23 protein-coding genes are annotated in these 25,780 nt (G+C 54.6%); 10 read left to right on the top strand and 13 right to left on the bottom strand.

The features are described 5' to 3' along the window. Positions 1-15: 15 nt before the first annotated feature. From ispD to HZS80_RS10510, 3 genes are all read right to left on the bottom strand, one after another. A complete protein-coding gene (gene ispD, locus HZS80_RS10500; RefSeq protein ID WP_035558967.1) occupies positions 16-723 on the bottom strand; it encodes a 2-C-methyl-D-erythritol 4-phosphate cytidylyltransferase in 708 nt (235 codons plus the stop codon). Next, positions 720-1,058 (bottom strand): cell division protein FtsB, encoded by a 339-nt coding sequence (gene ftsB / locus HZS80_RS10505; RefSeq protein WP_035558971.1) that lies wholly within the window; start codon positions 1,056-1,058, stop codon positions 720-722. The genes ispD and ftsB overlap by 4 nt, the downstream gene beginning before the upstream one ends. A 212-nt stretch (positions 1,059-1,270) precedes the next feature. Further along, entirely contained in the window at positions 1,271-2,422 is a 1,152-nt protein-coding gene (locus tag HZS80_RS10510) for a GNAT family N-acetyltransferase (RefSeq protein WP_035558973.1), read from the bottom strand. A 179-nt stretch (positions 2,423-2,601) separates the two neighbouring features. Between HZS80_RS10510 and HZS80_RS10515 the strand changes: the two genes are divergently transcribed. From HZS80_RS10515 to HZS80_RS10530, 4 genes are all read left to right on the top strand, one after another. Continuing rightward, positions 2,602-3,957 (top strand): aldehyde dehydrogenase family protein, encoded by a 1,356-nt coding sequence (locus HZS80_RS10515; protein WP_179916046.1) that lies wholly within the window; start codon positions 2,602-2,604, stop codon positions 3,955-3,957. 88 nt (positions 3,958-4,045) lie between these two features. Next, a complete protein-coding gene (locus tag HZS80_RS10520) occupies positions 4,046-6,658 on the top strand; it encodes an ATP-binding protein (RefSeq protein WP_179916047.1) in 2,613 nt (870 codons plus the stop codon). After that, positions 6,655-8,421 (top strand): two-component system response regulator, encoded by a 1,767-nt coding sequence (locus HZS80_RS10525; protein ID WP_179916048.1) that lies wholly within the window; start codon positions 6,655-6,657, stop codon positions 8,419-8,421. The genes HZS80_RS10520 and HZS80_RS10525 overlap by 4 nt, the downstream gene beginning before the upstream one ends. Further along, complete coding sequence (locus HZS80_RS10530) at positions 8,411-9,274, top strand: MurR/RpiR family transcriptional regulator (RefSeq protein WP_035558987.1); 864 nt, start codon at positions 8,411-8,413, stop codon at positions 9,272-9,274. Before HZS80_RS10525 ends, HZS80_RS10530 begins: the two co-directional genes overlap by 11 nt. A gap of 11 nt (positions 9,275-9,285) precedes the next feature. Here HZS80_RS10530 and HZS80_RS10535 read toward each other — a convergent pair whose 3' ends face one another. Then, positions 9,286-9,645: a RidA family protein gene (locus HZS80_RS10535; RefSeq protein WP_035558991.1), complete on the bottom strand. Its 360-nt coding sequence runs from the start codon at positions 9,643-9,645 to the stop codon at positions 9,286-9,288. Positions 9,646-9,725: 80 nt separating this feature from the next. Further along, on the bottom strand, positions 9,726-10,211 hold the full coding sequence (locus tag HZS80_RS10540) for an Lrp/AsnC family transcriptional regulator (protein WP_035558994.1): 486 nt from the start codon (positions 10,209-10,211) through the stop codon (positions 9,726-9,728). 194 nt (positions 10,212-10,405) lie between these two features. Here HZS80_RS10540 and HZS80_RS10545 point away from each other — a divergent pair, with 194 nt between their 5' ends. Beyond that, the gene (locus tag HZS80_RS10545) at positions 10,406-12,097 is read left to right on the top strand and encodes a 2-isopropylmalate synthase (protein WP_179916049.1); all 1,692 of its coding nucleotides are present in this window, start codon (positions 10,406-10,408) and stop codon (positions 12,095-12,097) included. Between the two features lie 130 nt (positions 12,098-12,227). Here the strand turns inward: HZS80_RS10545 and HZS80_RS10550 are convergent, their stop codons facing one another. Continuing rightward, on the bottom strand, positions 12,228-13,082 hold the full coding sequence (locus HZS80_RS10550; protein ID WP_179916050.1) for a universal stress protein: 855 nt from the start codon (positions 13,080-13,082) through the stop codon (positions 12,228-12,230). 171 nt (positions 13,083-13,253) lie between these two features. Here HZS80_RS10550 and crcB (HZS80_RS10555) point away from each other — a divergent pair, with 171 nt between their 5' ends. Genes crcB (HZS80_RS10555) through HZS80_RS10565 form a run of 3 tightly spaced genes read left to right on the top strand, consistent with a single transcriptional unit; the run spans position 13,254 to position 15,029 of the window. Beyond that, entirely contained in the window at positions 13,254-13,655 is a 402-nt protein-coding gene (crcB, locus tag HZS80_RS10555) for a fluoride efflux transporter CrcB (protein WP_035559003.1), read from the top strand. Then, complete coding sequence (crcB, locus tag HZS80_RS10560) at positions 13,652-14,038, top strand: fluoride efflux transporter CrcB (protein WP_179916051.1); 387 nt, start codon at positions 13,652-13,654, stop codon at positions 14,036-14,038. The genes crcB (HZS80_RS10555) and crcB (HZS80_RS10560) overlap by 4 nt, the downstream gene beginning before the upstream one ends. 28 nt (positions 14,039-14,066) lie before the next feature. Further along, a complete protein-coding gene (locus HZS80_RS10565) occupies positions 14,067-15,029 on the top strand; it encodes an arsenic resistance protein (RefSeq protein ID WP_179916052.1) in 963 nt (320 codons plus the stop codon). Here the strand turns inward: HZS80_RS10565 and cfa are convergent. The 3 genes from cfa to HZS80_RS10580 form a co-directional block, all read right to left on the bottom strand. Then, a complete protein-coding gene (gene cfa / locus HZS80_RS10570) occupies positions 15,026-16,189 on the bottom strand; it encodes a cyclopropane fatty acyl phospholipid synthase (protein WP_374730579.1) in 1,164 nt (387 codons plus the stop codon). The genes HZS80_RS10565 and cfa overlap by 4 nt on opposite strands. Positions 16,190-16,393: 204 nt before the next feature. Continuing rightward, on the bottom strand, positions 16,394-17,251 hold the full coding sequence (locus HZS80_RS10575) for a universal stress protein (protein WP_179916053.1): 858 nt from the start codon (positions 17,249-17,251) through the stop codon (positions 16,394-16,396). A 19-nt stretch (positions 17,252-17,270) separates the two neighbouring features. Further along, positions 17,271-18,761 (bottom strand): SulP family inorganic anion transporter, encoded by a 1,491-nt coding sequence (locus tag HZS80_RS10580; RefSeq protein ID WP_035559016.1) that lies wholly within the window; start codon positions 18,759-18,761, stop codon positions 17,271-17,273. 506 nt (positions 18,762-19,267) lie between these two features. Between HZS80_RS10580 and HZS80_RS10585 the strand changes: the two genes are divergently transcribed. Beyond that, positions 19,268-20,281, top strand: coding sequence for an isocitrate dehydrogenase (locus HZS80_RS10585; RefSeq protein ID WP_035559019.1), 1,014 nt, complete (start codon positions 19,268-19,270; stop codon positions 20,279-20,281). 72 nt (positions 20,282-20,353) lie between these two features. On the opposite strand, the gene HZS80_RS10590 is transcribed toward HZS80_RS10585, so the two are convergent. Next, positions 20,354-22,561: a heavy metal translocating P-type ATPase gene (locus HZS80_RS10590; RefSeq protein WP_179916054.1), complete on the bottom strand. Its 2,208-nt coding sequence runs from the start codon at positions 22,559-22,561 to the stop codon at positions 20,354-20,356. 68 nt (positions 22,562-22,629) lie between these two features. Between HZS80_RS10590 and HZS80_RS10595 the strand changes: the two genes are divergently transcribed. Beyond that, positions 22,630-23,109: a MerR family transcriptional regulator gene (locus HZS80_RS10595; RefSeq protein WP_179916055.1), complete on the top strand. Its 480-nt coding sequence runs from the start codon at positions 22,630-22,632 to the stop codon at positions 23,107-23,109. Between the two features lie 7 nt (positions 23,110-23,116). Here the strand turns inward: HZS80_RS10595 and HZS80_RS10600 are convergent, their stop codons facing one another. The 3 genes from HZS80_RS10600 to HZS80_RS10610 form a co-directional block, all read right to left on the bottom strand. Beyond that, positions 23,117-23,893: a ZIP family metal transporter gene (locus HZS80_RS10600; RefSeq protein ID WP_179916056.1), complete on the bottom strand. Its 777-nt coding sequence runs from the start codon at positions 23,891-23,893 to the stop codon at positions 23,117-23,119. A gap of 41 nt (positions 23,894-23,934) precedes the next feature. Further along, positions 23,935-24,522 (bottom strand): TetR/AcrR family transcriptional regulator, encoded by a 588-nt coding sequence (locus HZS80_RS10605; RefSeq protein ID WP_179916057.1) that lies wholly within the window; start codon positions 24,520-24,522, stop codon positions 23,935-23,937. A 100-nt stretch (positions 24,523-24,622) separates the two neighbouring features. Further along, positions 24,623-25,594 (bottom strand): sulfurtransferase, encoded by a 972-nt coding sequence (locus tag HZS80_RS10610; protein WP_035559027.1) that lies wholly within the window; start codon positions 25,592-25,594, stop codon positions 24,623-24,625. Positions 25,595-25,780 lie beyond the last annotated feature (186 nt).

Genomic DNA, 25,780 nt, shown 5'->3' on the forward strand with positions numbered 1-25,780 from the left:
CTAAGCTCCTAAGGATTAAAGCCTGTCAGGCAGGTTAGCGGCTTGCGCCGCCATAATCGCAGCTGCCAGCGCTAAGTCGTCTGGGTGGGTAATTTTCAGATTATCGCGCCGCCCGCTTACTAATTGTGGCCATTCGCCCAGGGCTTCGACTGCCGAGGCTTCATCGGTTACCAGTGTTTGCTGCTGGCGGGCGGTTTCCAGCGCTCGCCGCAGCAGCGCGTAGCGAAAGCCTTGTGGCGTTAGCGCATGCCATAAGCCATCCCGGGGTTCGGTTCGCGAACTCAGGCACTGGTTATCAGCACGCTTCATGGTATCGGCTACCGGCATCGCCAAGAGCGCGCCAGCGGGGTGTGTCAAAGCGGCTTGATAGAGCGCCTGCAAGTCGTTCACGGTAATACAGGGACGCGCCACATCATGCACCATCACCACATCGTCATCTTCGGCCGCCATGGCGTGCAGCGCATTTAACACGCTGTCCATTCGCTCGTTGCCTCCCGGTACTCGCTGCCAGTCCGCGAAAGGTACCCAGCCCGGTGAAAACCAGCGGTCATCAGCATCTAAACAGAGTACCAAGCGGGCGTGGGGAAAGGCGTGATGCAGCCGCGCCAAGGTATGCGCCAATACCGGTTGTTCATCGGCCAAGGTTAAATACTGTTTAGGCTTGTCTGCCCCCATGCGGCGACCTTGGCCCGCCGCAGGAACGATTAGCCAGGTTTGGCTCACTGCGGCGGCTCCTGGGGAGCGACTAACCCGGCATTGATACCGATCAGCTCATTCTCAATTGCCACACCAGGTACCCAGAAGAATTGTTCATCGGTACGCACCATGCCCATATCGCTACGCGCCCGTTCTTCTATGGCGTCTAAACCGTTTTTTAAATCTGTCACTTCGGCCGCCAGCCGCGCATTGCGCTCGCGCATGGGTACATTGGCCGCTTCTTGCACCGCCACACGTTGCTCCACACGCTGTAAATCGCTCCAGCCGCCGTTACCTAGCCACAATTCGTATTGAAGCAGTGCCACCACCGCGAGCAATGTTATCACTAGCCATTTGCGCATCATTGCTCTCCCTTGGTATATCGGCTGGGTTTATTAAAAGCACTGGCTGAATCAACCTCTGGGCTGATCCGCTAAAGAGCGCTTATCGGCGCGCATTATGCCATTAAGGGGCAACACCAGCGAGCCGCGCCTTGCTTTAATGTCGGTTTTAATAACAGTTTTAATATCGGTTTTAGTGTCGGCTTAAATGACGACGTAAATGATGGTTCAAATCACTGCTTAAATGGCAGCGCTTGCTGGGCCGCTTCGCGATACGCGCTGACATGCTCGCCCTCTTCCTGGCAAAACTGAGCGACACCGGCGGCAAGGCCCGGATGGCGAATATAATGCAGCGAGCGCACCCGTTGAGGGGCAAAACCACGCACCAGCTTGTGCTCACCCTGGGTGCCTGGGTCAAACAGTGTTAAGCCATGCTGCAAACAGTATTCAATCCCCTGGTAGTAGCACGCCTCAAAGTGGAGGCAATCAGCGACTACCTCGCTTCCCCAATAGCGGCCATATAATGTGCTACTGCCACGAAAATAGAGCGCAGCTGCTACCGGGCGACCTTCACTATGGGCCTGTACCAGCACTAGCGCGTCCGGCATGGTTTGGCGTAGTTGTTCAAAAAAACCATGGTTTAAATAAGGCGGACGGCCACGCTCATGATAGGTAATCGCATAGCAGCGATAGAAATGCGCCATATCGACGGGGGTAATCGCTTCGCCTTCCAGGCGTGATACCGTTAAGCCTTGCTCAGCGACTAAGCGCCGCTCGCGCTTGATCATTTTGCGTCGCTTTGAGGTCAGGCTGGCCAAGAAGCCATCAAAGTCGCCAAAGCCACGATCACGCCACTGAAACTGGACGCCTTCACGGGTGATAAGCTCGGGGCACTGTGCCTGCCAAGCGGTGACATCTGCTTCATTGGCAAACAGCAAATGCCAACTTGAAAGGGCTTGGCTTGCGCACTGTTCACGCCATGCCTCGGCAAGAAACGCTCGCACTGCCGTGGCATCGGCATGTTCAGCAATCAGCGTGCGCACGCCGGGTACCGGCGTGAACGGCACCGCGCTAAGCGCTTTAGGGTAATAACGACCACCGGCGTGTTCTATCGCTTCCGCCCAGCCCCAATCAAACACATACTCACCGTAGGAGTGATGCTTGCGGTACATAGGCATCGCCGCGACTAGCTGCTCGCCTTGCCATACACTCAGATGACAAGGCTCCCAGCCGGTAGCCACGCTAACCGAGCCACTGGCTTCAAGAGCGTGTAAAAAAGCATGGCGTAAAAAGGGCTGATCATTATCGACGAGGGCATCCCACTGGCTTGCCGCGACGGCCCCAATGGTGGGTAGAATAGTGAGCGACAGTGGATCTAACGGCATAGCACCTTCCAGGGAGTGTGGGGCTAACGCAATATAAATTGTCAGTACCACTTTACACTAACTGACCGCATTAACCGTTTACATTAATCATTGTCGTCAGCCGTTTATACCAACCTTTGATACCGACATTGATACCCACGCTTATCACTCGCGCCGATAGCGGCGTACAAGGAGAGGCCATGAAGCGCGACCTAACGGGTGACTTTCAAACGCAGCGTCATGCTGCCGATCAAATGCCCTACCCGACGCTAACGGTGCGGCGTGAACGACTGGCCCGCCTTGCGCGCATGACCAAGCATCACCAGCTAGAGATTATTCGTGCGATTCAAACCGATTTTGGTCAGCGCAGCGACGTGGAAATACGCTTAGCCGAGATCAGCGCGATACTTTATGCCATTCGTCACGCAAGGCTCAATCTATGGCGCTGGATGCGCCCTTGGGCGGTTAGTATGCCGTGGCGGCTGCTGCCGGCACGGGCTCGCATTGCACCTCAGCCACTGGGCGTTGTCGGCGTGATATCTCCCTGGAACTACCCATGGTGTTTGTCGTTAATGCCGGTGGTCGACGCCTTTGCAGCGGGCAATAGGGTGTTGCTCAAACCTAGCCAGCACTCCCCCGCTACCAGCGCTCTACTGAAGCGATTAGTGCCGCAATACTTTACCCCTGAAGAGTTCAACGTGGTGGAGGGCGATGAGCAGGTCGCGCGTCGCTTTAGTGGCTTACCATTTGATCACTTGATATTCACTGGCTCTACCGCAGAGGGACGGCAGGTCGCCCAAGCGGCGGCGGCGAATTTAACCCCAACTACGCTGGAACTGGGCGGCAAATCGCCTGCTATCGTGGCGGGCGATGCCGACCTGGATCAAGCGGCCGCAGCGATTATTTTCGGCAAAGGCATGAACGGCGGGCAAACCTGTATTGCCCCAGACTATGTGCTGGTAGAGAGCCGCCATATTACCGGCTTGGTTAAGGCGCTAAGCCATGCCATTCAGCAGCAGCGGCCCGACGACCACGCAGCCACGTCTCCCATTGATGCAGCTCATCAACAGCGGCAAGAGGCCATGCTACAAGAAGCCCACGATCATGGCTGTAGAATCATTGATCACGGACCGCATGCGCCTGCACTGATTATCGACCCCCATCAAGGCCTTCAGGTGATGCGTGAAGAAACGTTTAACCGCTGCCTACCGGTGATTGGCGTCAGTGATATATCGGCAGCTATCAACGTTGTGAACGCCCGCCCCCACCCATTAGCCCTTTACGCGTTTACTCACGATAAAGGTTTACAGCAACAGCTGCTGGAAACCACTCGTTCTGGGGCACTGGTGTTTAATACGACGCTGTTGCATCACGCAGTGCCGTCTTTACCTTTTGGTGGTGTAGGTGAAAGTGGCATGGGCGCCTATCACGGCCGCCACGGCTTTGAGCGATTTAGTCATTTACGTAGTATTTTTTATCAACCAAAACGAACACTTAGCCACATGCTTTATCCGCCTTACCGGCGCTGGCTAATGAAACTGATTGGGCTTGGTTAAAGCTTACGGGTTAATGTCCGATATTTAGTTATACATTGGCATAAAACCCTTATGGTATGTTTTTTTAATTCTCAACTTTGGAATGGTCATGCAAGCCACAGAAACACCTGATAACGAAACACAGCGTTTGGCGGCCTTGCATGCTTTACAGGTACTCGATACCCCTCTCGATACGGCTTTTGAGCGTATGACGCAATTGGCCCGTGACTTGTTTGATGTGCCTATTGCGCTGGTTTCATTAGTCGATCAAGAGCGCCAATGGTTTAAATCGCATCAGGGACTTGATACCTGTGAAACCAGCCGTGAAGTCTCTTTCTGCGCCCATGCCATTGCGCTTGATGCGCCACTGGTGATCGAAGATACGCTTCACGACGAGCGTTTTAGAGATAATCCACTGGTCGGCGACCTGCCACATATCCGTTTTTACGCAGGTTACCCACTACGGCCATTAAATGGCATGCCGGTAGGCACACTGTGCATCATTGATCGCCAGCCTCGCGTCTTCAGCGAGCGTGACTTAATGTTACTCGGTAGCTTGGCCGGTCAAGTAGAAGAGCTACTGCACCAGCATAAGCTGCAGGTGGACCTTACCCATACCGCGCGCCGTTTTGAGGCGCTGTTCAACAAAAGCGCCACCGCCAAGATACGTATTGATCACGCGGGCCTGATTATTGGCATCAACCCCTTCGCACTGAACCTTCTCGGTTATGAAGAGAGCGAGCTACTCGGGAAAAATGTCGCTGTACTCACTCCCCCAGACATTAGCTCACAGCACGATTCGTTTATCGCCCGCTATATTGCCGGTCATGAGCCCAAAGTCATTGGGCGTGGCCGTGAAGTAGAGGCGTTACATAAAGAGGGGGGTTACATACCGGTTCATCTCGCGATTAATGCCATCCACGATGATCACGGAAAAGTGGTCGAGTTTTTAGGCGTACTCACCGATTTAACCGATGTTTACAACGCCAACCGCAGGATGCGTAAAGAGCAGAACTTGCTCAAAGTGCTCCACCAGGGCGTTACCGACTATCAAGCATTAATGTCGGGAAAACGCCTATGGACCTTCTTAATGGAGGCGCTTCGCGACCTTACCGACAGTGACTACGCGCTGATCGGTGAAGTAATGCCCACCACGACCACCAATGCGCTTAAAATCCATGCGATTACCGACCTGTCCTGGAGTGAAGAGTCCCGCCACCTGATGGAGCGACTGCGTAGCGGCGATATGACCCTCACCAACCCCAAATCGCTGCTTGGCCGCGTGTTTGCGTTTGGCGAAGTGATTATGACCGATGACGTTTATAGTCACGTCAAACGCGGCGGTTTCCCCCCGGGACACCCACCGCTGCATAATTACCTGGGTGTACCCATATTCAGCGGCGAGCGACTGATCGGCATGTTTGCCATCGCCAATAGTAAACAGCCGCTCAATCAGGCACTGCTGGATTGGCTGCAGCCGTTTACCGATACCTGTGCTCTGCTGATCAACCTTTACAGCCAAATGGCAGAGCGCGAAGAGGTCACCAAAGACTTGGCTAACGCCAGAGATCAAGCGGAAATAGCCAATCAGGCTAAAAGCGAATTTCTCTCCTCGATGAGCCATGAGTTGCGCACACCGCTCAATGCCATCATTGGGTTTTCTCAGTTGCTAGCCAAAGGACGACGCGACCCACTGACTGAAAAGCAGCAGCGCCAAGTAACACAAATTGAGAAAAGCGGGCTTCATTTACTGAGTTTAATTAATGAGGTACTCGATCTCGCCAAAATAGAAGCAGGTCATCTGACGCTGTCCATTGAGGCGATCGTAGTGGCCAACGTGATTGACGATGCTTGCAGTACGCTTGAGGCCAATATTGAAGCGGCGGGTATTACATTACTTCGCACACCCCACCCTCCCCACTGGCAAGTCAGCGCGGATTACACCCGCACCAAACAAGTGCTGCTTAACCTGCTCTCCAATGCGATTAAATATAATAGTCATTACGGCACTATCGAAATCGCAGTAACGCAAGAGAGCGATGAGCTATGTATTAGCGTTACCGATTTGGGAAAAGGGATTGCTGCCGAGCGCCTACATGAGCTATTTGAACCGTTTAATCGCCTCGATGCCGAGCAGAGCACAACGGAAGGTACGGGTATCGGCTTAGCCATCACCCGCGAACTCATTGGGCGGATGCAAGGACGTATCGGTGTGGAAAGCGCGCCAGGAGAAGGATCCACCTTCTGGTTTACGTTACCCATTAACGAACAGAGCCTACCGCAAGAAAACATGCTGCCTAGCGAAGTCGCAGAGACCGCCAACGAGACTGAGCACATCTTCCAGCTGCTTTATATTGAGGACAATCCAACTAACCAACGGTTGATGGATGACATTATAGAAGACTATCCCAATATTGACCTTCAGACGGTGTCCAGTGCAGAACTAGGGCTTGAAATCATGAGTCACTCGCCGCCTGATTTAGTGTTAATGGATATTCATTTACCCGGTATGAATGGCTATCAAGCGTTAGCGGAGATGCAGAAAACACCCGCACTTCAGCATATTAATGTGATTGCCCTATCGGCCAACGCTATGGATCGCGATCTTCGCTATGGTTTAGCCGCCGGGTTTGCTGATTACCTGACGAAACCCATCGATATCGAGAAGCTTAGCCGTACACTTCGCCAGTTTTTACCGGCTGTGTTAAGGAAGGTGCCATGAGCCTTACCGAAAAACATCTGCTAGTTATCGATGACAACACGGTTAATATCGAATTATTGCTCGACCTACTCGACGAGTATGGCTTCGAGAATGTTCATGGTATTAATGATCCACGGGAAGTGCTTGGCCACTGTCAGTTGCAGATGCCTGACCTGCTACTGCTGGATATCCGTATGCCCCATTTAGATGGCTACGCGGTTATCGAGCAGTTGAGTGCCCACTTTGAAGAGCAGATGCCTCCGATCATTGTGCTCACCGCGCAAATCGATGATGCCACCCGTCAACGCGCTCTCGCTTTGGGCGTTCGTGATTTTATCACCAAACCCTTTAAGCAGGATGAAGTCCTGCAGCGTATACGCAATACGTTGAATATTGAGCACCGCTATCAAATACGCGATAAGCAGGCCGATACGTTAGAACTGACGGTCGCTAAACGCACCCAAGAGCTTGATAGCCAGTCGCGCACTGACTCGATTACCCAATTACCTAATCGCCGCGGATTAAGCCAGGCATTGCAAGCGGCGGCCCTTCAAGCCTCCGGCACAGGGCTATTGTTTATTGCGCTCGATAAATTAGATGATGTGGTGCGCCTGCACGGCTATCAGGTCGCCGACCAATTGCTGCGTCACATTAGCCAGCAGCTGCGACAACAGCTTAGCGCTGATTGCCTGCTCGGCTTATGGGGCGGCAGCGAACTCCTGGTTATCACACCAACGGCAGATTCAGCCAAGCTGACGCAACTGGCTGAACAGCTGTTGCACTGCTTTGAGCAAGATCAGGCGTTGGATGAGCTGCTGCTTCCCCTTAGCGCACGTATCGGGATTAGCGGTGAAACGGGCCATTTTGAGACTGAGCGCTTGGTGCATATGGCTGCCTTAGCGTTGCCGCCCCAAGGGTCGCTACGCGTCCAATGTTATACGCCAGCGATTGAGGAGAAGCAGCGCCATCGGCTACATATTCAACAGGCGATACGCGGCGCCACCGAGCGAGGTGAAATGTCGCTCGCTTTCCAGCCCAAGCTATCGCTGGCTGACCACAAGATTCTAGGCGCGGAAGCGCTGCTGCGTTGGCAGCACCCGGAGTTCGGGCTTATCTCCCCTGGTGAGTTTATTCCACTGGCAGAAGCCAGCGGTGATATTCTTGCCATCGGTGACTGGGTGCTCAATGAGGCGATGCGCTACATCAACCTTTGGCGGGCGCAAGGGCTGCTCAATGATGACTTCCATATTGCCGTCAACGTGGCCGCCCGCCAGCTAACGCGTAAAGACTTTGCCCAACAGCTACTGGCGCGGCTTGAAGAGCAGCAGATTCCCCAACGCTTCTTTGCCCTGGAAGTGACAGAATCCGGGTTGATGAGCGATATGGACCACGCTCGCCAACAGCTCGCACAACTGGCCCAAATGAATATCGCTGTCGCTATTGATGATTTTGGTACGGGCCAATCGTCACTGGCGTATATTAAAACGCTGCCCTTCTCGACACTCAAAATCGATCGCGCCTTTGTGATGGATCTGGAAACCAGCGCCATTGATCGCCAACTGGCGCAAACGATAGCCCAGCTTGCGCATAGTGTAGGCTGCGATGTGGTGGCAGAAGGCATCGAAAATTCCGCCCAAGCGGCGTATTTAAGCTCAATTGGCTGTGAGGCTGCACAAGGTTACTTTTACGCTCGCCCGTTGCCTGCTGAGGCCTTTGTGACCTGGTGCAGCGAATGGCAGCCGCTTCTTTCTACTTCTCCTAGGGAGGCCATTAATGGCTCATGACTTACTTGACCGCTTACGCGAACGTTTAGAAGAACTCAACCGCTCGGAGCGTAAAGTCGCCAATGTAATTCTTGAAGACCCCACGGTCGCCACGAGTCTTAGCATTGCCAGTCTGGCTCAAGCAGCCAGCGTTAGTGAGCCCACAGTTAATCGTTTTTGTCGCAACTTCGGTGCCAAAGGCTATCCCGATTTCAAGATAAAGCTAGCCCAAAGCCTGGCGGGTGGCACGCCCTATGTTACCCGCGCCGTGGAGCCTGGCGACACCACCACCCAGTACACCCAAAAAATCTTTGGCGCCACTATTGCTGCACTTGATGAGGCTCAGCGAGAAATCGATATGGCTGCCATCGAGCGCATGGTCGACTACCTCACCCAGGCAAAACAGATCCATATTTTTGGCTTGGGCGCATCCGGTGCGGTGGCCCAGGATGCCCAACACAAGTTCTTCCGCTTCAACCTGCCGGTGATGGCCTACATCGATGTGCTGATGCAGCGCATGGTTGCCGCCGCCTGCCATACCGGTGATGTGGTAGTGATTATTTCGTACACCGGCCGTACCCGGGAACTGGTGGATATTGCCCGCCTGGCGAGAGATGCCGGAGCCGTGGTGCTGGGCATTACCGCGCCCAATTCGCCGTTAGCACATGAGTGTACTGCCACGCTTGAAGTGGCAACGCCCGAAGACACCGACCACTACATGCCGATGACCTCGCGGGTGATCCAATTGACGCTGATTGATGCGCTAGCCACCGGGGTGACCCTGAGGCGTGGTGAAGACTTCTTACCCCATCTCAAGAAAATCAAAGACAGCCTACGCGACACCCGCTTTCCGGTGGAAAAGCCTGGCAAGTGAATGGTGAGTGTTTACTCACTGACGGCGGCAGTGACGGTAATTTCCACTTTCAGTTCATCGGCTGGCAGCGGTGCGCATACGCAGGTGCGCGCCGGGGCGTAGCCTTCCGGCACCCAGGCGTCCCATACTTCGTTCATGGCAGCAACGTCGCTGCCGTCTTTTAGATAAACCGTCGCGCTAAGCAACTGTTCACGGCTTGAACCTATCTCTTTCAGTAGCGCATCCACCCGTGCCAGCATGCTTTCCGTTTGAGCGGCAATATCGCCATTACGGGCCTCTGGGCCAGCGACTTGGCCACATAGATAAGCCACACCCTGATGAATAACCGCACGGCTCATACGGGATTTTGTATCGTGGCGCTGAATCTTCATGGTCAAAAACTCCTAATAATTTTAAAAAAGCAGTCTAAACCGCTGGCTTAACGTTGACGATGCCAAAGGTATTTAGATCATCACATCCGATCAGTGGGCACCGGACGATGTTCAAAGACACGGCGCAGGACAAAGCTCGTGTGCGCCCCCGTCACCCCCTCAATCCGGTTGATCACGTGCAGGAGCAGGTGCTGGTAGTCATCCATATCACGCACCAGAATTTTGAGTTGAAAATCCGCCGCTTGGCCAGTGATGATCAAACACTCGATGACATTGGGTATTTCCCGTATATGGCGCTCGAAATTATCAAAGCGTTCCGGCGTATGCTGATCCATGGAAATATGCAGTAGCGCCATCAGTTGATAGCCGAGTTGACGGGAATCGACTTCTGCACGGTAGTGCAGAATCAAGCCATGCTCCTCCAAGGCTCTCACCCGACGCAAACAAGGCGAAGGAGAAAGCCCGATACGGTCAGCTAACTCCTGATTACTGATCCGTCCTTCCTGCTGCACGATATCCAGTATATGACGATCAAAACGATCCAACACCAGTGGCGACACGGACATAAATAGCAGCTCCTACCATAAAATTAAATAATAGCGATATTTTATGCTAATTATGCGCCTTTCGGACCTATTTTCGCAAGAACCTAGCGCGGCAAACCGCATACACTGGATAGGCTGTCAAAAGCAGCCAACGAAGTAGTGCGGTCGCCACAAGCAGCCGATTCAATCAACCAGCTACGCTTAGGAAATCCACCATGTCCGCTTTCGATCATCGCAAGTATCGCCCTGCACCCCGTGTACCTGCTTTCAACCGCCAATGGCCGGATCGTGACCTTGAACACGCCCCGATTTGGGTGAGTGAGGACCTACGCGACGGTAACCAGGCGCTACTAGAGCCGATGACCGTTGAGCAAAAACAGCGTTTCTGGCATCAGATCGTTAAAGTAGGCATTAAAGAAGTCATGGTGGGCTTTCCTTCGGCCAGCCAGCCCGATTACGACTTCGTGCGCTGGCTGATCGAAGAGGAGCAAATTCCTGATGACGTCACGATTGCGGTGCTGGTGCAGTGTCGCGAACACCTGATCGAGAAGACCTTTGCCTCCCTGGTAGGCGCCAAGCGCGCCATTGTTCACCTGTATAACTCCACCTCAACGGTTCAGCGCGAGCGGGTCTTTGAGATGGACCGCGCCGGTATTGTGGATATCGCGGTACAGGGCGCCACCTGGGTCAAAACCTACGCCGACCAATATCCCGAAATTGAGTGGTGTTTCGAATACACCCCGGAAAGTTTTTCCAGTACCGAGATCGATTTCTCGCTGGAGATCTGCGAAGCGGTGATGGATGTCTGGCAGCCAACGCCAGACAATAAATGTATTCTCAATCTGCCTACCACGGTGGAAGTGGCCGGCCCGCACCATCATGCCGACCAGATTGAGTACTTCTGCCAGCACATCAACCGCCGCGACAGCGTGATTATCTCGGTGCACACCCACAATGACCGCGGTGGCGCGGTGGCCTCTGCCGAACTCGCTCTGCTGGCGGGTGCCGAGCGGGTAGAAGGCACCCTGCTGGGTAATGGCGAGCGCACGGGCAATATGGATATCGTCACCCTGGCGATGAATCTCTACAGCCAGGGCATTGATCCTGAACTGGATCTATCCAATCCTGACGAAATCATTCAAGTAGTTAACGAGTGTACCGGCATTGCAATTCATCCCCGTCACCCCTGGGTGGGCGAGATGGTTTACACCGCCTTCTCGGGTAGCCACCAGGATGCGATTCGTAAATCCCTCAAACATCAAAAAACCGACGAGCCGTGGCAAGTGGCTTATCTGCCCATCGACCCCCACGATATCGGCCGCGACTATCAGGCGGTGATTCGCGTCAACAGCCAGTCCGGCAAGGGCGGCATGGCTTTCCTGCTTGAGCGGGATTACGGCATTAACCTGCCGCGCTGGATGATGCTGGCATTGGCGCCTTACGTGCAGCAAGAGAGCGAAAAACGCGCCAGCGAACTCTCCAGCAAAATGATTCGCCAAGTGATGTTCGACCACTTCACCCAGGAAGCGCCGCTCTCGCTAGTCGACTACCGGCTTTCCAAAGGCCAGCAGGAAGGTATTGAGCTCACGCTGCAACAAGGTGACGAAACGCTACGTCTTTCAGGCAAGGGTAATGGCGCGATGTCCGCATTTACCGATGCGTGGCAGCGCCACTCCGGTAGTAGCGTAGGCATTATCGATTACAGCGAGCACTCCCTCGGTGCCAGCAGCGAGGCCAATGCCATTGCCTTTGTACAGCTCAATATCGATGGTCAGCGGCTCTGCGCGGTAGCCGAGGATAGCGATACGGTCAGTGCATCGCTTAAGGCGATCATCGCGGGTATCAATTTCGCCGCTCAAACAGTGGCAAAGGGATCATCTTCCAAAGAAGCAGAGCTGACGCTGTAACCAGCGCTGCCACCTAAACCTCAACTGGCGATGTAGCCTGTCTTAAGCAGGGATTCATCTACATCGCCAGCAAGGATGTCGAAGACAAATATTGCACACCCTGCTCTACTTTCGGCATTTCTCACGTGGATTAGCGCAAAATCAGCACCGGCAGCTGCGCTTTGCGCAACATCGTGGTGGTAGTACTGCCGACCAACAGGTGACGAATCCGCGAGCGGCCGTAGGCGCCCATCACCAACATATCAATGCCATTCTCTTGTTTATAAGTGCGTAACGTTTCTTCTACTTCGCCCGCTCGAATGGCCCCTTCAGCGGTATGGCCTGCCTCACGTAAGGTTTCCAGCGCCCAGTTTAACTGTGAACGATTTTCTGCGGTTTCAGCGCCCACAATCACCACGTGGCAGGTGGCCCCCTCAAACAGTGGGCTTTTAGCGAGCATCTCCACGCCTTTACGGGCCGTTTTACTGCCATCGAATGCCATCATCACCTTGTGCGGCTGAGTAAACTGCTTCGGCACCATGAGGATTGGCCGGTGCATTTCTCGCACCACCCGTTCAAGATTTGAACCTAGATGACCGCTGGCCTGGTGAGCGGTTTCACCTCGTTTGCCAACCACCAACAAACGCACCTCTTTTTCGTTCTCGACCAGGGTTTCCACCAGCGTGCCGTTGCGCTGCAAGCACTGCGGCTCGGCAATACCGGCGCTAACTGCACGCTCTTTGGCCGCATCTAGCAGCAGGCGGCCACGCTCGCGGGAGACTTTGGCATGCTGCTCTTCAATGCCTGACAGTTTTTCCAGCAGGTGCTCTCGGGTACCGAATCCTAGGTTACCGGTTAAATCGGGCTCGGTGACCTGAGCGTGATTATCGACGGTGTGGATAAAACTAAGCGGCGCATCCAGGGCTTTGGCGGCCCAAGCCGCATAATCACACACACCTTCTGAAAACTGCGAACTATCGATAGCGGCCAACACGCGATCTGACATGGGGTACTTCTCCTTGAGCGGGTGCATCAACATTGTTGTTATATTCTCGTTCTTTTCTACACGAACTGATTGACGTGCGACACCCTAAAACGTTCTTACGTGCTTCGGACGCTATAAAAAGCACATGCTAAACTTAGCAGCCTATTTGTTTAGCGCCTAAGGGGGAAAAGCATGGGTTATGGCTTAACAAACGTCCTATTAGTCGCACTCGGCGGCGCGCTGGGTGGCATGGGGCGGTTTGCGGTTTCCAATTTACTGGCCCGCTATCTCGGTAAGGCCTTTCCCTGGGGAACCCTAGCGGTTAATGCCAGCGGCGCGTTTTTAGCAGGGTGGCTGCTCGGTAGCCTAGGTATCGCCAACGCCCCTTCACCTGTATGGCTATTCACTGTCGCCGGTTTATTGGGTGGCTACACCACCGTTTCTTCTTTTAGTTTGCAGACCATCGAGCTATGGCAAGGCGGCCAGCAGCTGCGCGCCAGTGTGAATGTAGCGGTTACGCTGCTGCTTGGCTTAGCCATGGTCACCTTTGGCTGGTTGTTATCAGGCGCTTCTCTGTCAGGAGCGAGCTTATGAGTGCCTGGAAGGCTTATCTTGCGGTAGGCATCGGCAGCGGTGCGGGCAGCGTGCTGCGTTACGGCGTTTCGCTGTTATCGCAGGCGGCATTAGGGGGTTATTTCCCGTGGGGAACACTCATCGTCAACGTGCTGGGTTCTTGTTTAATCGGCTGGTTGGCCGCCACCTTCTCGCGCTCCCCCCACAGCCCACTCGCTCGCTTACAACCGTTACTGGTCGCCGGGTTTTGCGGCGGCTTTACCACCTTTTCGCTGTTTAGCTTAGAAACGCTGCATTTGGTGCAGGTGGGCAAACCAGCAATGGCGCTGGTTTATATTGTGGTCAGCCTGCCGCTTTGGCTGGGCGCCGCCGTGGTGGGTGAACGTATGGCGCTTTCTCGTTAGCAAAACCGTCAGCCAAGGATGAGCCAGTATGCGCGATCAAATGGAAAAGCATCAGTCTTGGCTCTACCTGCTATTCATTGGTTTGGGATTAGCACTGGGCATCGGGGCACCGGGATTTGCCGAGCGGCTAGCGCCGTTAGTATGGCCCCTATTAGGCATACTGCTGTATGCCACCTTTACCCAAATCCCCTTACTGAACATTGCCCGCAGCTTCACTGACAAGCGCTTTATGGCGGCGTTACTGACCGGCAACTTTATCGCCATTCCCGCCTTTTTAGCGCTTTTCGTTTTGTGGCTACCGCTTTCTCCCGCGGTGCTGGCAGGCGTTCTGCTGGTACTGCTGGTGCCCTGCACCGATTGGTTTATCACTTTCACGCATTTAGGCAAAGGCGATGCCGCCCGGGCGATGGCTGCCACCCCGCTACTGCTACTGGTGCAGATGGTTGCGCTACCGATTTATCTTTGGCTGTTTTTAGGCAGTGAATGGTTTCAGTTAACGCTTTCTAAAGAGCTACTGAGTGCCTTGACCGGCCTTATTGTTACGCCGTTAGTGCTCGCTTGGCTGACTGAATACCTTGCCCAACGCCACCGCGGCATCAAACGCAGCGTTGCCTGCCTGGGGCTGCTGCCCGTGCCGCTATTGGCGCTCGTGGTGTTTATGATTGCCGCTTCGCAGGTTCACACTGTGCTCGGGCTTAGCGAGGTGTTGGCTCAGGTCGTCTTTATCTTTATCGGTTTTTTACTCTTCGCGGCCCTGCTGGGAAAAGGGCTAGGCAAGCTGTTTGCATTACCCACCGCTAGCGCCCGAACCCTGGCCTTTAGCTTTGGCACGCGCAACTCCTTCGTAATGCTGCCTATCGCTCTAACGCTACCCAGCGCTTGGCAGGCAGCAGTAGTTGTGATTGTGTTTCAATCACTAATAGAGCTCTTTGGCATGGTGGCATTCTTACGCTGGGTGCCTAGCAAGCTATTGCCAGAGAAAATACATTAACTGATGCGGTGATAGCCCCCCAACACCCCCTTCTTGCTCATCACCAACTGCCAGAGATGGATTTCCCGAGCACGGAAAGCACCGGCGCAGCATAATAAGTAGTAGCGCCACATGCGATAAAAACCCTCGCCATACTGGGCTTTAAACGTCGGCCAATGAACCTCAAAGTTTTGATGCCAAGCCATCAGTGTACGGTCGTAATCAGCCCCAAAGTTATGTACATCCTCTACCACGAAAAGCGCTTCAGCAGCGTCCGTGACTTGCCCCAAGGTGGGCAATTCCCCATTGGGGAAAATGTATTTATCAATCCAGGGGTCGGTGACTGTATTACTCAGGTTTTTGCCAATGGTATGTAGCAAAAAAAGCCCATCATCTTTTAAGCAGCGGTTTACGACACTCATAAATTCACGATAGTTTTTATGCCCCACGTGCTCAAACATGCCGATGCTGACAATGCGGTCAAACTGTTCGTGCTCATTACGGTAATCCTGCAAGCGAAACTCAACCGGCAAGCCTTTTTTGATCAGCCGCTGACCGAACTCGGCTTGCTCTTTCGAGATCGTAAGGCCTACGCATTCAACGCCGTAATGCTCGGCAGCGTAGGCCATGAAGCTGCCCCAACCGCAGCCGATATCCAGCACGCGCATACCTGGTTTCAATTGAAGCTTGCGACAAACGAGATCGAGCTTGGCTTCCTGGGCTTCATCCAGCGTTTGAGCATGTTTCCAGTAACCGCAGGTATATGTCATGCGCTGATCGAGCATGGCAGCGTAAAAGTCATTACCCAGATCGTAGTGCTTTTCGCCCACTTCCCACGCGCGTTTAACCGTTTGGCGATTCAGCAGGCGCGAACGTAATGAGTAATACACCAGCTGAGTAGGCTTGATACGCTGCCCAAGCTGGGCACGCATTAAGCGGTAAAACAGCTCGTCTAGTTGCTCAGCGTCCCAATCCCCTTTCATATAGCTTTCGCCAAGCCCGAGGTTACCTCGCGAAAGGGCGCTATCGATAACGCCGGGTGCTTTTAGCTGTATATCCCAGGAGCGTTGGCCATCCAACTGAATATCGGCTTGGGCCAGCAACTCAGCGACAAAACGATGAGAGGGAGAGGCTTCATCGAAACCAACAGGGACTGTTCTCTCTAAGATAGGCATATTCAAGGCAGGCTCCTCGTACTATTCCAGTGTGTGAATAGATAACAACCTGACTATCAGCATAGAACCGCATTGCAACATTAGCATTGTTAAATAAGCTACCTTAACGCCAATTAAATGCAAAAAAACCGGCCATTCAAGAAGCGAGGGCCGGCTGCGGGGAAATACGCAATGCGAGCTAAACGTTGATGCGCTTTTGCTTATTGAGCTTTAGCGCAAAATCAGTACCGGTATGCGGCTACCTCGTAGCATGGCCGTTGTGGTGCTACCTACTAGCAAGTGGCGAATACGCGAGTGGCCGTAGGCGCCCATTACCAGCAGGTCAATGCTGTGCTCTTTTTCGTAGGCTTGCAGGGCTTCGTCTACCTCGCCAGCACGAATAGCGCCTTCGGCTTGGTGACCCGCTTCACGCAACGTGCTTAACGCCCACTCAAGCTCGGAGCGGCGTTCAGCCGTTTCTGCCCCCACGATCAGCACATGGCACTCGGTGCCTGCAAAAAGTGGTGAACGGGCCAGCATCTCGACGCCTTTTCGGGCGGTTTTGCTGCCGTCAAAGGCCATCAATATTTTTTCAGGCCGCTTGAAGGTTTTCGGCACCATCAGGATCGGGCGGTGCAATTCACGCACCACCCGCTCAAGGTTAGAGCCAAGATGGCCACTGGCTTGGTGGGCGGTTTCACCGCGCTTGCCCACCACCAGCAAACGTATGTCTTTCTCAAGCTCTAACAGGCTTTCCACCAGGGTGCCATTACGTTGGCGCGTGATGGGGTCGCTGACCCCATCCTCTATTGCGCGCTCTTTGGCGGCTTCCAGCATCAGCTTGCCTTGCTCGCGGTTTATCTTCGCGCGCTGCTCATCAAGCTCGGAAAGCTCTTTCATCAGCCGTTCGCGGGCACCGAAGCGCAGGTTGCCGGAAAGGTTCTGCTCTTCGGGTACGTCCGAATGGTTGTCGACCACATGCACAAAGGTCAACGGTGCATCCATGGCCAAGCTTGCCCAGGCGGCGTAATCACAAACACCTTCAGAAAACTGGGAGCCATCAATAGCGGCTAATACTTGATCTGTCATGTTGCGCTCCTTGCGTTGGTTAGTGGCCGCCCATCAACTTTTCAACCGCTTCGGGGTCGTTATGAACCGCATAACGATCCACCACCGTCGCGCTGGCTTCGCTCAAACCAACAAGCTCTACTTCAGTGCCTTCACGGCGGAATTTAATCACGATCCGATCCAGCGCCTGTACGGCAGTCACATCCCAGAAGTGTGCTCGGGAAAGATCAATCGTCACTTTCTCGATACTTTCCTTGAGATCGAAAGCGGCCGTGAAACGCTCAGAAGAGGCGAAGAACACTTGGCCGACTACTTGATATTCACGCTCTTTGCCAGCTTCGATCTCTCGTGAACCGATGTAGAGAATGTTCCCCACTTTGTTAGCGAAGAACAGCGCCGCCAGCAGCACACCGACAAACACGCCGATGGCCAAGTTGTGTGTGCTGACCGTCACCGCCACAGTAGCCAGCATGACGATATTGGTGCTGAGGGGGTGTTTTTTCAGGTCGCGGATCGACTCCCAGCTAAAGGTACCAATCGACACCATGATCATTACCGCCACCAGCGCCGCCATGGGTATCTGCGATACCCAATCCGACAGGAAGACCACCATCATCAGCAGCACCACACCGGCGATGAGTGAAGAGAGGCGCGTGCGCCCACCGGATTTTATGTTAATCACCGATTGGCCGATCATGGCGCAGCCCGCCATGCCGCCCAGTAGGCCAGAGCCAATATTGGCAATCCCCTGCCCCTTACATTCGCGATTTTTATTACTCGGCGTATCGGTCAGGTCATCGACAATGGTGGCGGTCATCATCGACTCAAGCAGGCCCACCACAGTCAGCATCAACGCGTAAGGTAAAATGATCCATAATGTTTCCAGGTTCATCGGCACACTGGGCCACAGAAAAACAGGCAGCGTATCGGGCAGTTCACCCATATCGCCGACACTGCGGATATCCATCCCACTGATCATATAGACCGCGGTAAGCACCACAATACAGACCAGCGGTGAGGGAATGGACTTTCCGATGACAGGTAAATAGGGGAACAGGTAGATAATGCCTAATCCGGCCATCGTCATGGCATACACATGCCAAGTCACATCGGTCAACTCCGGTAGCTGTGCCATGAAAATCAAAATCGCCAGCGCATTAACGAATCCCGTAACCACGGAGCGTGACACGAAGCGCATCAAATCCGCGAGTTTCAGGTAACCGGCTATAATCTGCAGGACACCGGTAAGCAGCGTTGCCGCCAGTAGATATTCAAGCCCATGTTCGCGCACCAGCGTCACCATCAGTAACGCCATAGCGCCGGTTGCCGCTGAAATCATGCCGGGGCGACCACCGGTGAAGGCAATAATCACTGCGATACAGAATGAGGCATAAAGACCAACTTTGGGGTCAACGCCTGCGATGATTGAAAAGGCAATCGCCTCGGGAATCAGCGCGAGGGCGACCACGATTCCCGAGAGCGTGTCGCCTTTAATATTGGAAAACCACTCTTGCTTACTATAGAGAGACATTCAGGGAGTCCATGGCTGGAGGTTAAAATATTACAAACCCTCGACGCGACACAGTGGCGCACGCAAGACGCGCGGTATCAGACTAATGAGCCAGTGCTGGAGCAATCTAAGGTTCGGCCCGCCAATCGGCGGAAGAATGGCAATAGCATGCCGTAACGCCATGACAACGCAATTAACGTGTCTAGACGTATCGCTTGGGGAGGGGAAAACCTAGGGCGGAGTCATCAGCCCTGAAGTGGATAGTGCTTGTGTTGAATTTGAGAGGGTCATTACCGTTATGCCTTGCTGTCAGAAGAACGCAATGTTAATCGCGTTGTAATAAGCCGCCGCATTCTAGCAGCAATTATTGCTGACTGCACCCGTCCTACACCCTTTGCAGGGTGCCCTCTAGGTTCAATTTGGCGTACCATTGCGCCACCAAAAGAGATGTCAATTCCCAACTTTTCACGTTGAAGCGGCACGCCATTCTTTACCGAATAAGCCTGCCGATTAAAGAGGAGCAGCACATGAGCCAATCTATTGCAGTCATCAAAGGCGACGGTATCGGCCCCGAAATTATGCAGGCCACGCTACGAGTACTCGACGCGTTAGATTGCGGCTTGACCTACCAACATATTGACGCCGGCCTGGGCGCGCTTGAAAAGCACGGCACGCTGATTCCCCAGGAATCGCTGGATGCCATCGAAAAATACGGCATTGCCCTTAAAGGCCCGCTGACGACGCCGATTGGCAAGGGCTTCTCCTCAATCAACGTACAGCTGCGCCGTCACTTTGATCTTTACGCCAACGTGCGTCCGGCGATTAGCTTCCCCGGCACTAAATCGCGTTATGACGACATCGACATGATCACCGTGCGCGAAAACACCGAAGGCGCCTACCTTTCCGACGGTCAGGAAATGATCGACGATGGCAATACCGGCATTTCGGTGATTAAAGTCACCCGCAAGGGCTCTGAACGTATTGTGCGCTACGCCTTTGAACTGGCCAAAAACAACGGCCGCAAAAAAGTCACCGCGGTACATAAAGCCAACATCATCAAAACCAGCTCTGGGCTGTTCTTGGACGTGGCACGCGAAATAGCCAAAGAGTATCCAGAGATTGAATTCCAGGAGATGATCGTCGATAACGCCTGCATGCAGCTGGTGATGAACCCGCATCAGTTCGATGTAGTGGTCACTACCAACCTGTTTGGCGATATTCTTTCTGACCTATGTGCAGGCTTAGTCGGTGGTTTGGGCCTGGCGCCTGGGGCAAACATCGGCGAAAAAGCGGCAATTTTTGAGGCCGTGCACGGCTCCGCACCGGATATCGAAGGCAAAAACATTGCTAATCCCTGTGCCCTGCTGCTGGCCGCCGCGCAAATGCTCGATCACCTGGGCATGAACGAAAAAGGCACCGCTATCCGCCAGGGTATCCGTACCGTGCTGGAAACCCGTCGCGACATGGTCACTCCTGATATGGGGGGCACTGGCACTACCGACTCCTTCGCCCAGGCACTGGTTGAATACGTACAGAGCTAGTACCAACAGCGCTAGCAGATACAAAGCTAAACAGCCGGGCTCGCTTGAGCCCAGCCCTAACACGGTCGTTATTTAGTCCAGGTCATTAAAGCGGTAGCGCAATAAGTGCAACGCATTGAGGGTGACCAGCACGGTCGCCCCAGTGTCCGCCATCACGGCTACCCACATGCCGGTAATACCCAGCACCGTAGAGACCAGAAACAGCGCTTTAAAGCCGAGCGCCAAGGCCACATTGGTTTTGACATTGCGCATGGTGGCCCGGGAAAGCGCTATCATTTCGGCAATGCCCACTACGCGGTTTTTAAGCAAAGCGGCGTCGGCGGTTTCAAGCGCCACATCGGTACCGCTGCCCATTGCGATGCCTACTTCTGCTGCCGCGAGCGCCGGTGCGTCGTTAATACCATCGCCCACTTTACCTATCGGCCCAAGCCCTTGTGCCTGCCATTGGCGCACACGCCGGGCTTTATCTTCGGGCATCAGCTCGCCTTCGGCTTCGATGCCCAACTGCTCACCAATGGCGGCCACGGTACGGGCGTTGTCTCCACTTAGCATTACGGCCTGTACGCCTAGGCGCTCAAGCGCTTGGATTCCTTCGCGAGCATCTTCACGGGGCTCATCACGCAAGGCAATCAGCCCTAACGGGCGCTCACTTTCTACCTCTGTTTCTATCAAGACGGCCACGCTTTTGCCCTGCGCTTCCAGCGCGGCAATGCGCTTATCGCCGTCACTGGTGGGCCGGTTGAAACGTTGCAAGTAGCGCGGACTTACCAGCATTAATTCACGTCCATCCACCCGCCCAACAACGCCATGCCCTGCTAGCGCATGGGCACCTTGCACAGTAGGCAGCGGAGCATCCTGCTGCCAGTGAAAATAATCACTAATCGCCACGGCGAGGGGGTGGCTCGAACCCTGCTCCAGCGCAGCGGCGAGGCGCACTATTTCATCCCGCCTGTTTTTATCAACACTGCCGTCAGCTTCAAAGCTCTCAACATCTGTCACCGTGGGCGTGCCAGCGGTTAGCGTACCGGTTTTATCCAGCGCGACTCGCTTAAGCTTGCCTAACTGCTCTAACACCGCGCCGCCTTTCATCAACAGGCCGTGACGAGCACCCACCGACAAGCCTGCTGCAATGGCCGCGGGGGTCGAGATCACCAATGCACAGGGGCAGGCAATCAACAGCAGCGCCAGCGCGCGGTAGATGGATTCCGACCACAGCATTGGCGACACCAGCGGCGGCACGATCGCGACCAGCAGAGCCACCCCAACTACCGCAGGCATATAGTAAAACGCAAAGCGGTCAATAAAACGCGCCACCGGTGCTTTGGCCGCCTGAGCCTCCTCCACGAGCTTAATCACCCGGGCGATGGTGTTGTTGCCAGCGCTGCGGGTTACCTCAACCTCAAGCACGCCATCCAGATTGACGGTGCCAGCAAATACTGACTCGCCTTCGCCACGCTCACTCGGCACCGATTCACCATTGACTGGCGCTTCATCAATTGAGGAGCGTCCCGCTATAATAAGCCCATCGCAGGGTAACCGGTCACCAGGGCGTACCTGCACCCGCTGGCCGGGCTGAAGCGAAGCGGCAGCGACGTCACGAATGTTGCCTTGCTCCATTAATCGCGCAGTAGAGGGCGTCAGTTTGGAAAGCACAGAAATACTGCGCCGTGCCTGGGCGGCGGCAACCCCTTCCAGCATCTCCCCCACCGCAAACAGAAACACCACGACCGCGGCTTCGGCGACGGCGTTAATCGCCAGCGCTCCAATGGCAGCGATGCTCATCAGCATTTCAATGGTAAAGGGATTCCCCATCTTCAGCGCCTGCCCAGCACGCTGAACAATCGGCACAAGGCCAACCACCGTCGCGGCGACAAACGGCCAAGTGCCCAAGGCGGGCCAGGCAAATTTAAGCGCCCAAGCAAGCGCCAGCAATACCCCACTCACAAGCACTAAACGCCCTTTAGGCGTTTTCCACCAAGGCGTATGTGTTGTCGCTTCAGCCGTGTCCGCCGACTCATCAATTACCTGGTAACCCAATGCAGTGATGGTCGACTCTATCTCGGAATGGGGCAGCGTTTTCCCAGGCAGCGCGGTCAATCGCACCGAGCCGGCGACAGAACTCGCGGAGACTTCTTCGACATGGTTTAAGCGCGTTAACGCCGCTTCGACTTTACGTTCGCAGCCGCCGCAGTCCATGCCCTGCACGCGCAGGGTGGTGGGCGTGGGCATCGCTTGTGGGGTCTTGTCTTGCGTGGTTTTAGTAGGGGTCGTGTTACTCATCGCATGGAACTCCCTGTTCGACTATCTTAAAGGCAGCGTAATACCTATAGCGACTAGAGGTTCAAGTAATGAAAGAACATTCCCCAGCGCTCTCCCCCACTGAGCGCTATATCGGCATTGGCGAGCTGGCACGCGAGTCCGGCTGCAAGCCAGAAACGGTGCGCTACTACGAACAGATTGGGCTACTGCCTTCAGCACCGCGCAACGAAGGCAATCAGCGGCGCTACACTACTGCTGCTATCCGCCGTTTGACGTTTATTCGCCATGCGCGGGATTTTGGCTTTTCAGTGGAGGCGGTACGGGAGCTGTTACAAATGGCGGATTACCCCACTATGCCCTGCGAAGAGGTAGACACGCTAGCGAAGCGTCACCTAGCCGAGGTCGAGGCTCGACTTGCACGACTCACCTCGGTACGCGATGAGCTCAAACGCATGATCAATCAGTGTGCGGGGGGCAATGTTGGCCAGTGCCATATTATTGACGTGCTCAGCGATCACCGGTTGTGCCATCAAGCGGGGCCTCACGGCGGCGCCGATGTCATCGGTTAACGCGCGATCAACCCAGCCACACATCCAAGAACAGCATAATCACCAGACCCATCGCCAAACCAAAAGTGGCTTTTTTCTGGTGCCCGCAGCGGTGAGTTTCGGGGATGATTTCATGACTGATGACATACAACATGGCACCAGCGGCAAAGGCCAGGCCCCAAGGCAGCAGTATTTGGGAAACGCTGACAATACTGGCACCAAATAGCCCGCCAACGGGCTCAATTAGGCCGGTTAGCGCAGCAATCGACCAGGAGCGCCACTTTGAGTAGCCCTCGCCCATTAAGGCGACCGCTACGGCGAGCCCTTCTGGCATGTTCTGTAGGCCAATACCGATCGCCAGGGGCATACCGCCCTCTAACCCATTGGCCCCAAAGCCGACGCCCACCGCCATGCCTTCCGGCAGGTTGTGGATAGTAATCGCAAATACAAACAGCCACACCCGGCGAAGCGATGCTGCTTCCGGCCCTTCGCGCCCCTGGGCAAAATGCTCATGGGGAAGGTGTTCGTTCAGGAGCGCAATCGCGCCCATACCCAACAAAATAGCGACACATACAATCGCGGCGGGCACAGGGCCACCGGAATAATAGATTTCCGCAGCGTCGAGCGCTGGAATAATCAGCGAAAAGAACGACGCCGCCAGCATCACACCAGCGGCAAAACCCAGCGCCAGATCACGAAATCCCCGGCTAGGTGTTTTACCCAGCAGCACCGGTAGCGCACCCACCGCCGTTAATAACCCGGCGGTTAGGCTGCCCAAAAATCCTAGTAACAACGTATTTTCCATTATTGAGCCTACAGAAACACCCTGCTGAATGTGCCCTTGGCTCAGCGCAATCCACGCAAAATATTATCAACTAATTGTTCGGCCTGACGCTGGTTAGCACCGCTTTTCAGCAGCATGCGCAGACCCGATATAGAAAGGGTTAAGAAGTATGCTGAGCTTTGTACATCACGCTCTAGGGAAATACTACCCTCTTGCTGCGCCTGCTCAATGACCGTAGCAAAAAAATCGGTAATGGCCTGAACACTCTGCACCGCGGCATTCGAAACGGAGGAGCCGCTATTGCCCAATTCGGTGGCCGAGTTAAAGATCAGGCAACCCAGCGCCGCCTGTTCGCTTTGGGCCTGCTGGGCCATGCGTAACAGCAATTGCTCAATAAATTGCCAGGCGCTCGCTTCCTGGGCAAGCGTTGCCCGCAGAGACGCAAGCAGCTCTTCCCGGTAGCGGGTCAGCGCCAATAAAAACAGCGCCTCTTTATTACCATAGGCTTGGTACAAACTACTACGCGATAGCTGCATCGCATCCAGCAAATCGCGCATGGATGTATGGTGGTAACCCGAACGCCAAAAAGCGTGAACAGCGGCTTTCAGCGCTGTTTCAGGATGGTGCTGCAGAGGTCTGCCGAGACTCATTGCGAAATCCCAAAAAAGTCGTCATATTACGAGATAGCGTTAACCTACGCAAAGCATCCACAGCGTGGATGCTTTGTATTAGCGCAGCCGTTTAGCTGAATTAATTGAGTAGCTCTTTGACTTGCTTGATACCTTCACGGGCAAGCTGTACCGGGCGGGAATCGCTGATAGTCCAGGCGGCCATCGACCCATCGTACATGGCGATGTTGTCGAACTCGGCGACTTCGCTGAGCACGAACCAGTCGGTAGCGGCCCAGTGACCGGTGTTACAGAAGGCAATCGTGCGCTCGTTGCTATCCAGCTCCACGGCATTGATGCGCGACTGCAGCCCGTCGACGTCCAAGTAGTAAGCACCGTTCTGGTCGTTCAGGTGCGACTGATGAGGCAGGCTCCGCGCGCCCGGAATCGTACCGGCGACCCGTGCCGCGGGCGATTGGTTGTCACCGGAAAAATAGTCGGCGGGCCGGGCGTCGACCAGCTGCGCCTGGCTTTCCCGGGCGGCTTCCACGTCCTCGGTTGACGCAATCAGCTCCTCGCGAAGTGTGGCATCGAATTCGGCGGCATCGTATGACTCAGGCTCGCCGCTTGCCACGTCGAAGCCCTGCTGCTCCCAGCCCGCAAAGCCACCGTTGAGGATGGCAACGTCCTCGTGGCCAAGGACTTTCAGCGTCCAATACACCCGCGCTGCACTGCCGAAGTCGGTGGCACCGGTACCGGCGGGCACAATCACCACCGCGCTGTCGTTATCGATACCCAGGTCGCCAATCAGCGTTTCCAGATCGCTCACCTCAGGCATCAATCCCGCAACGCTGTCGCGGGTTTCGCGCCAGCCGTCATCGGTGTAGCTTGAATAACGGCTGCCCGGAATGCGGGCCTCGGCAAAACTCTCGGCATCGCCACCCTCATCGATGGACGAGCGCACGTCCACTACCACAAGTTCCTCTTGATCAAGATGCTCGTTCAGCCACTGGGCATCCACCAGCGGCGTTATTTCAAGTGGCATTTCTTCAAGTGCTAGGGCCTGGGCGGAAAAGCCCACGGCGCCGACCAGGCCCAATAGTAAGCGGGACATAAAACCTCCATTGCGGTCGCGAGCAAAGCTCATCGACCTGATTAAAACAGGCAAAGGAACGATTGGTACATTAATATGATAATGGGTGATATAAAACCATTATTAAAATGCTTTTTTGGCATAACCGTATAGATAAACGTCCCCGTGGTCGTGGCATCGGTGCAAGGCTTGCTTTTGGCGATCGCT

The sequence above is a fragment of the Vreelandella glaciei genome, assembly GCF_013415125.1.
Lineage (GTDB): Bacteria > Pseudomonadota > Gammaproteobacteria > Pseudomonadales > Halomonadaceae > Vreelandella > Vreelandella glaciei.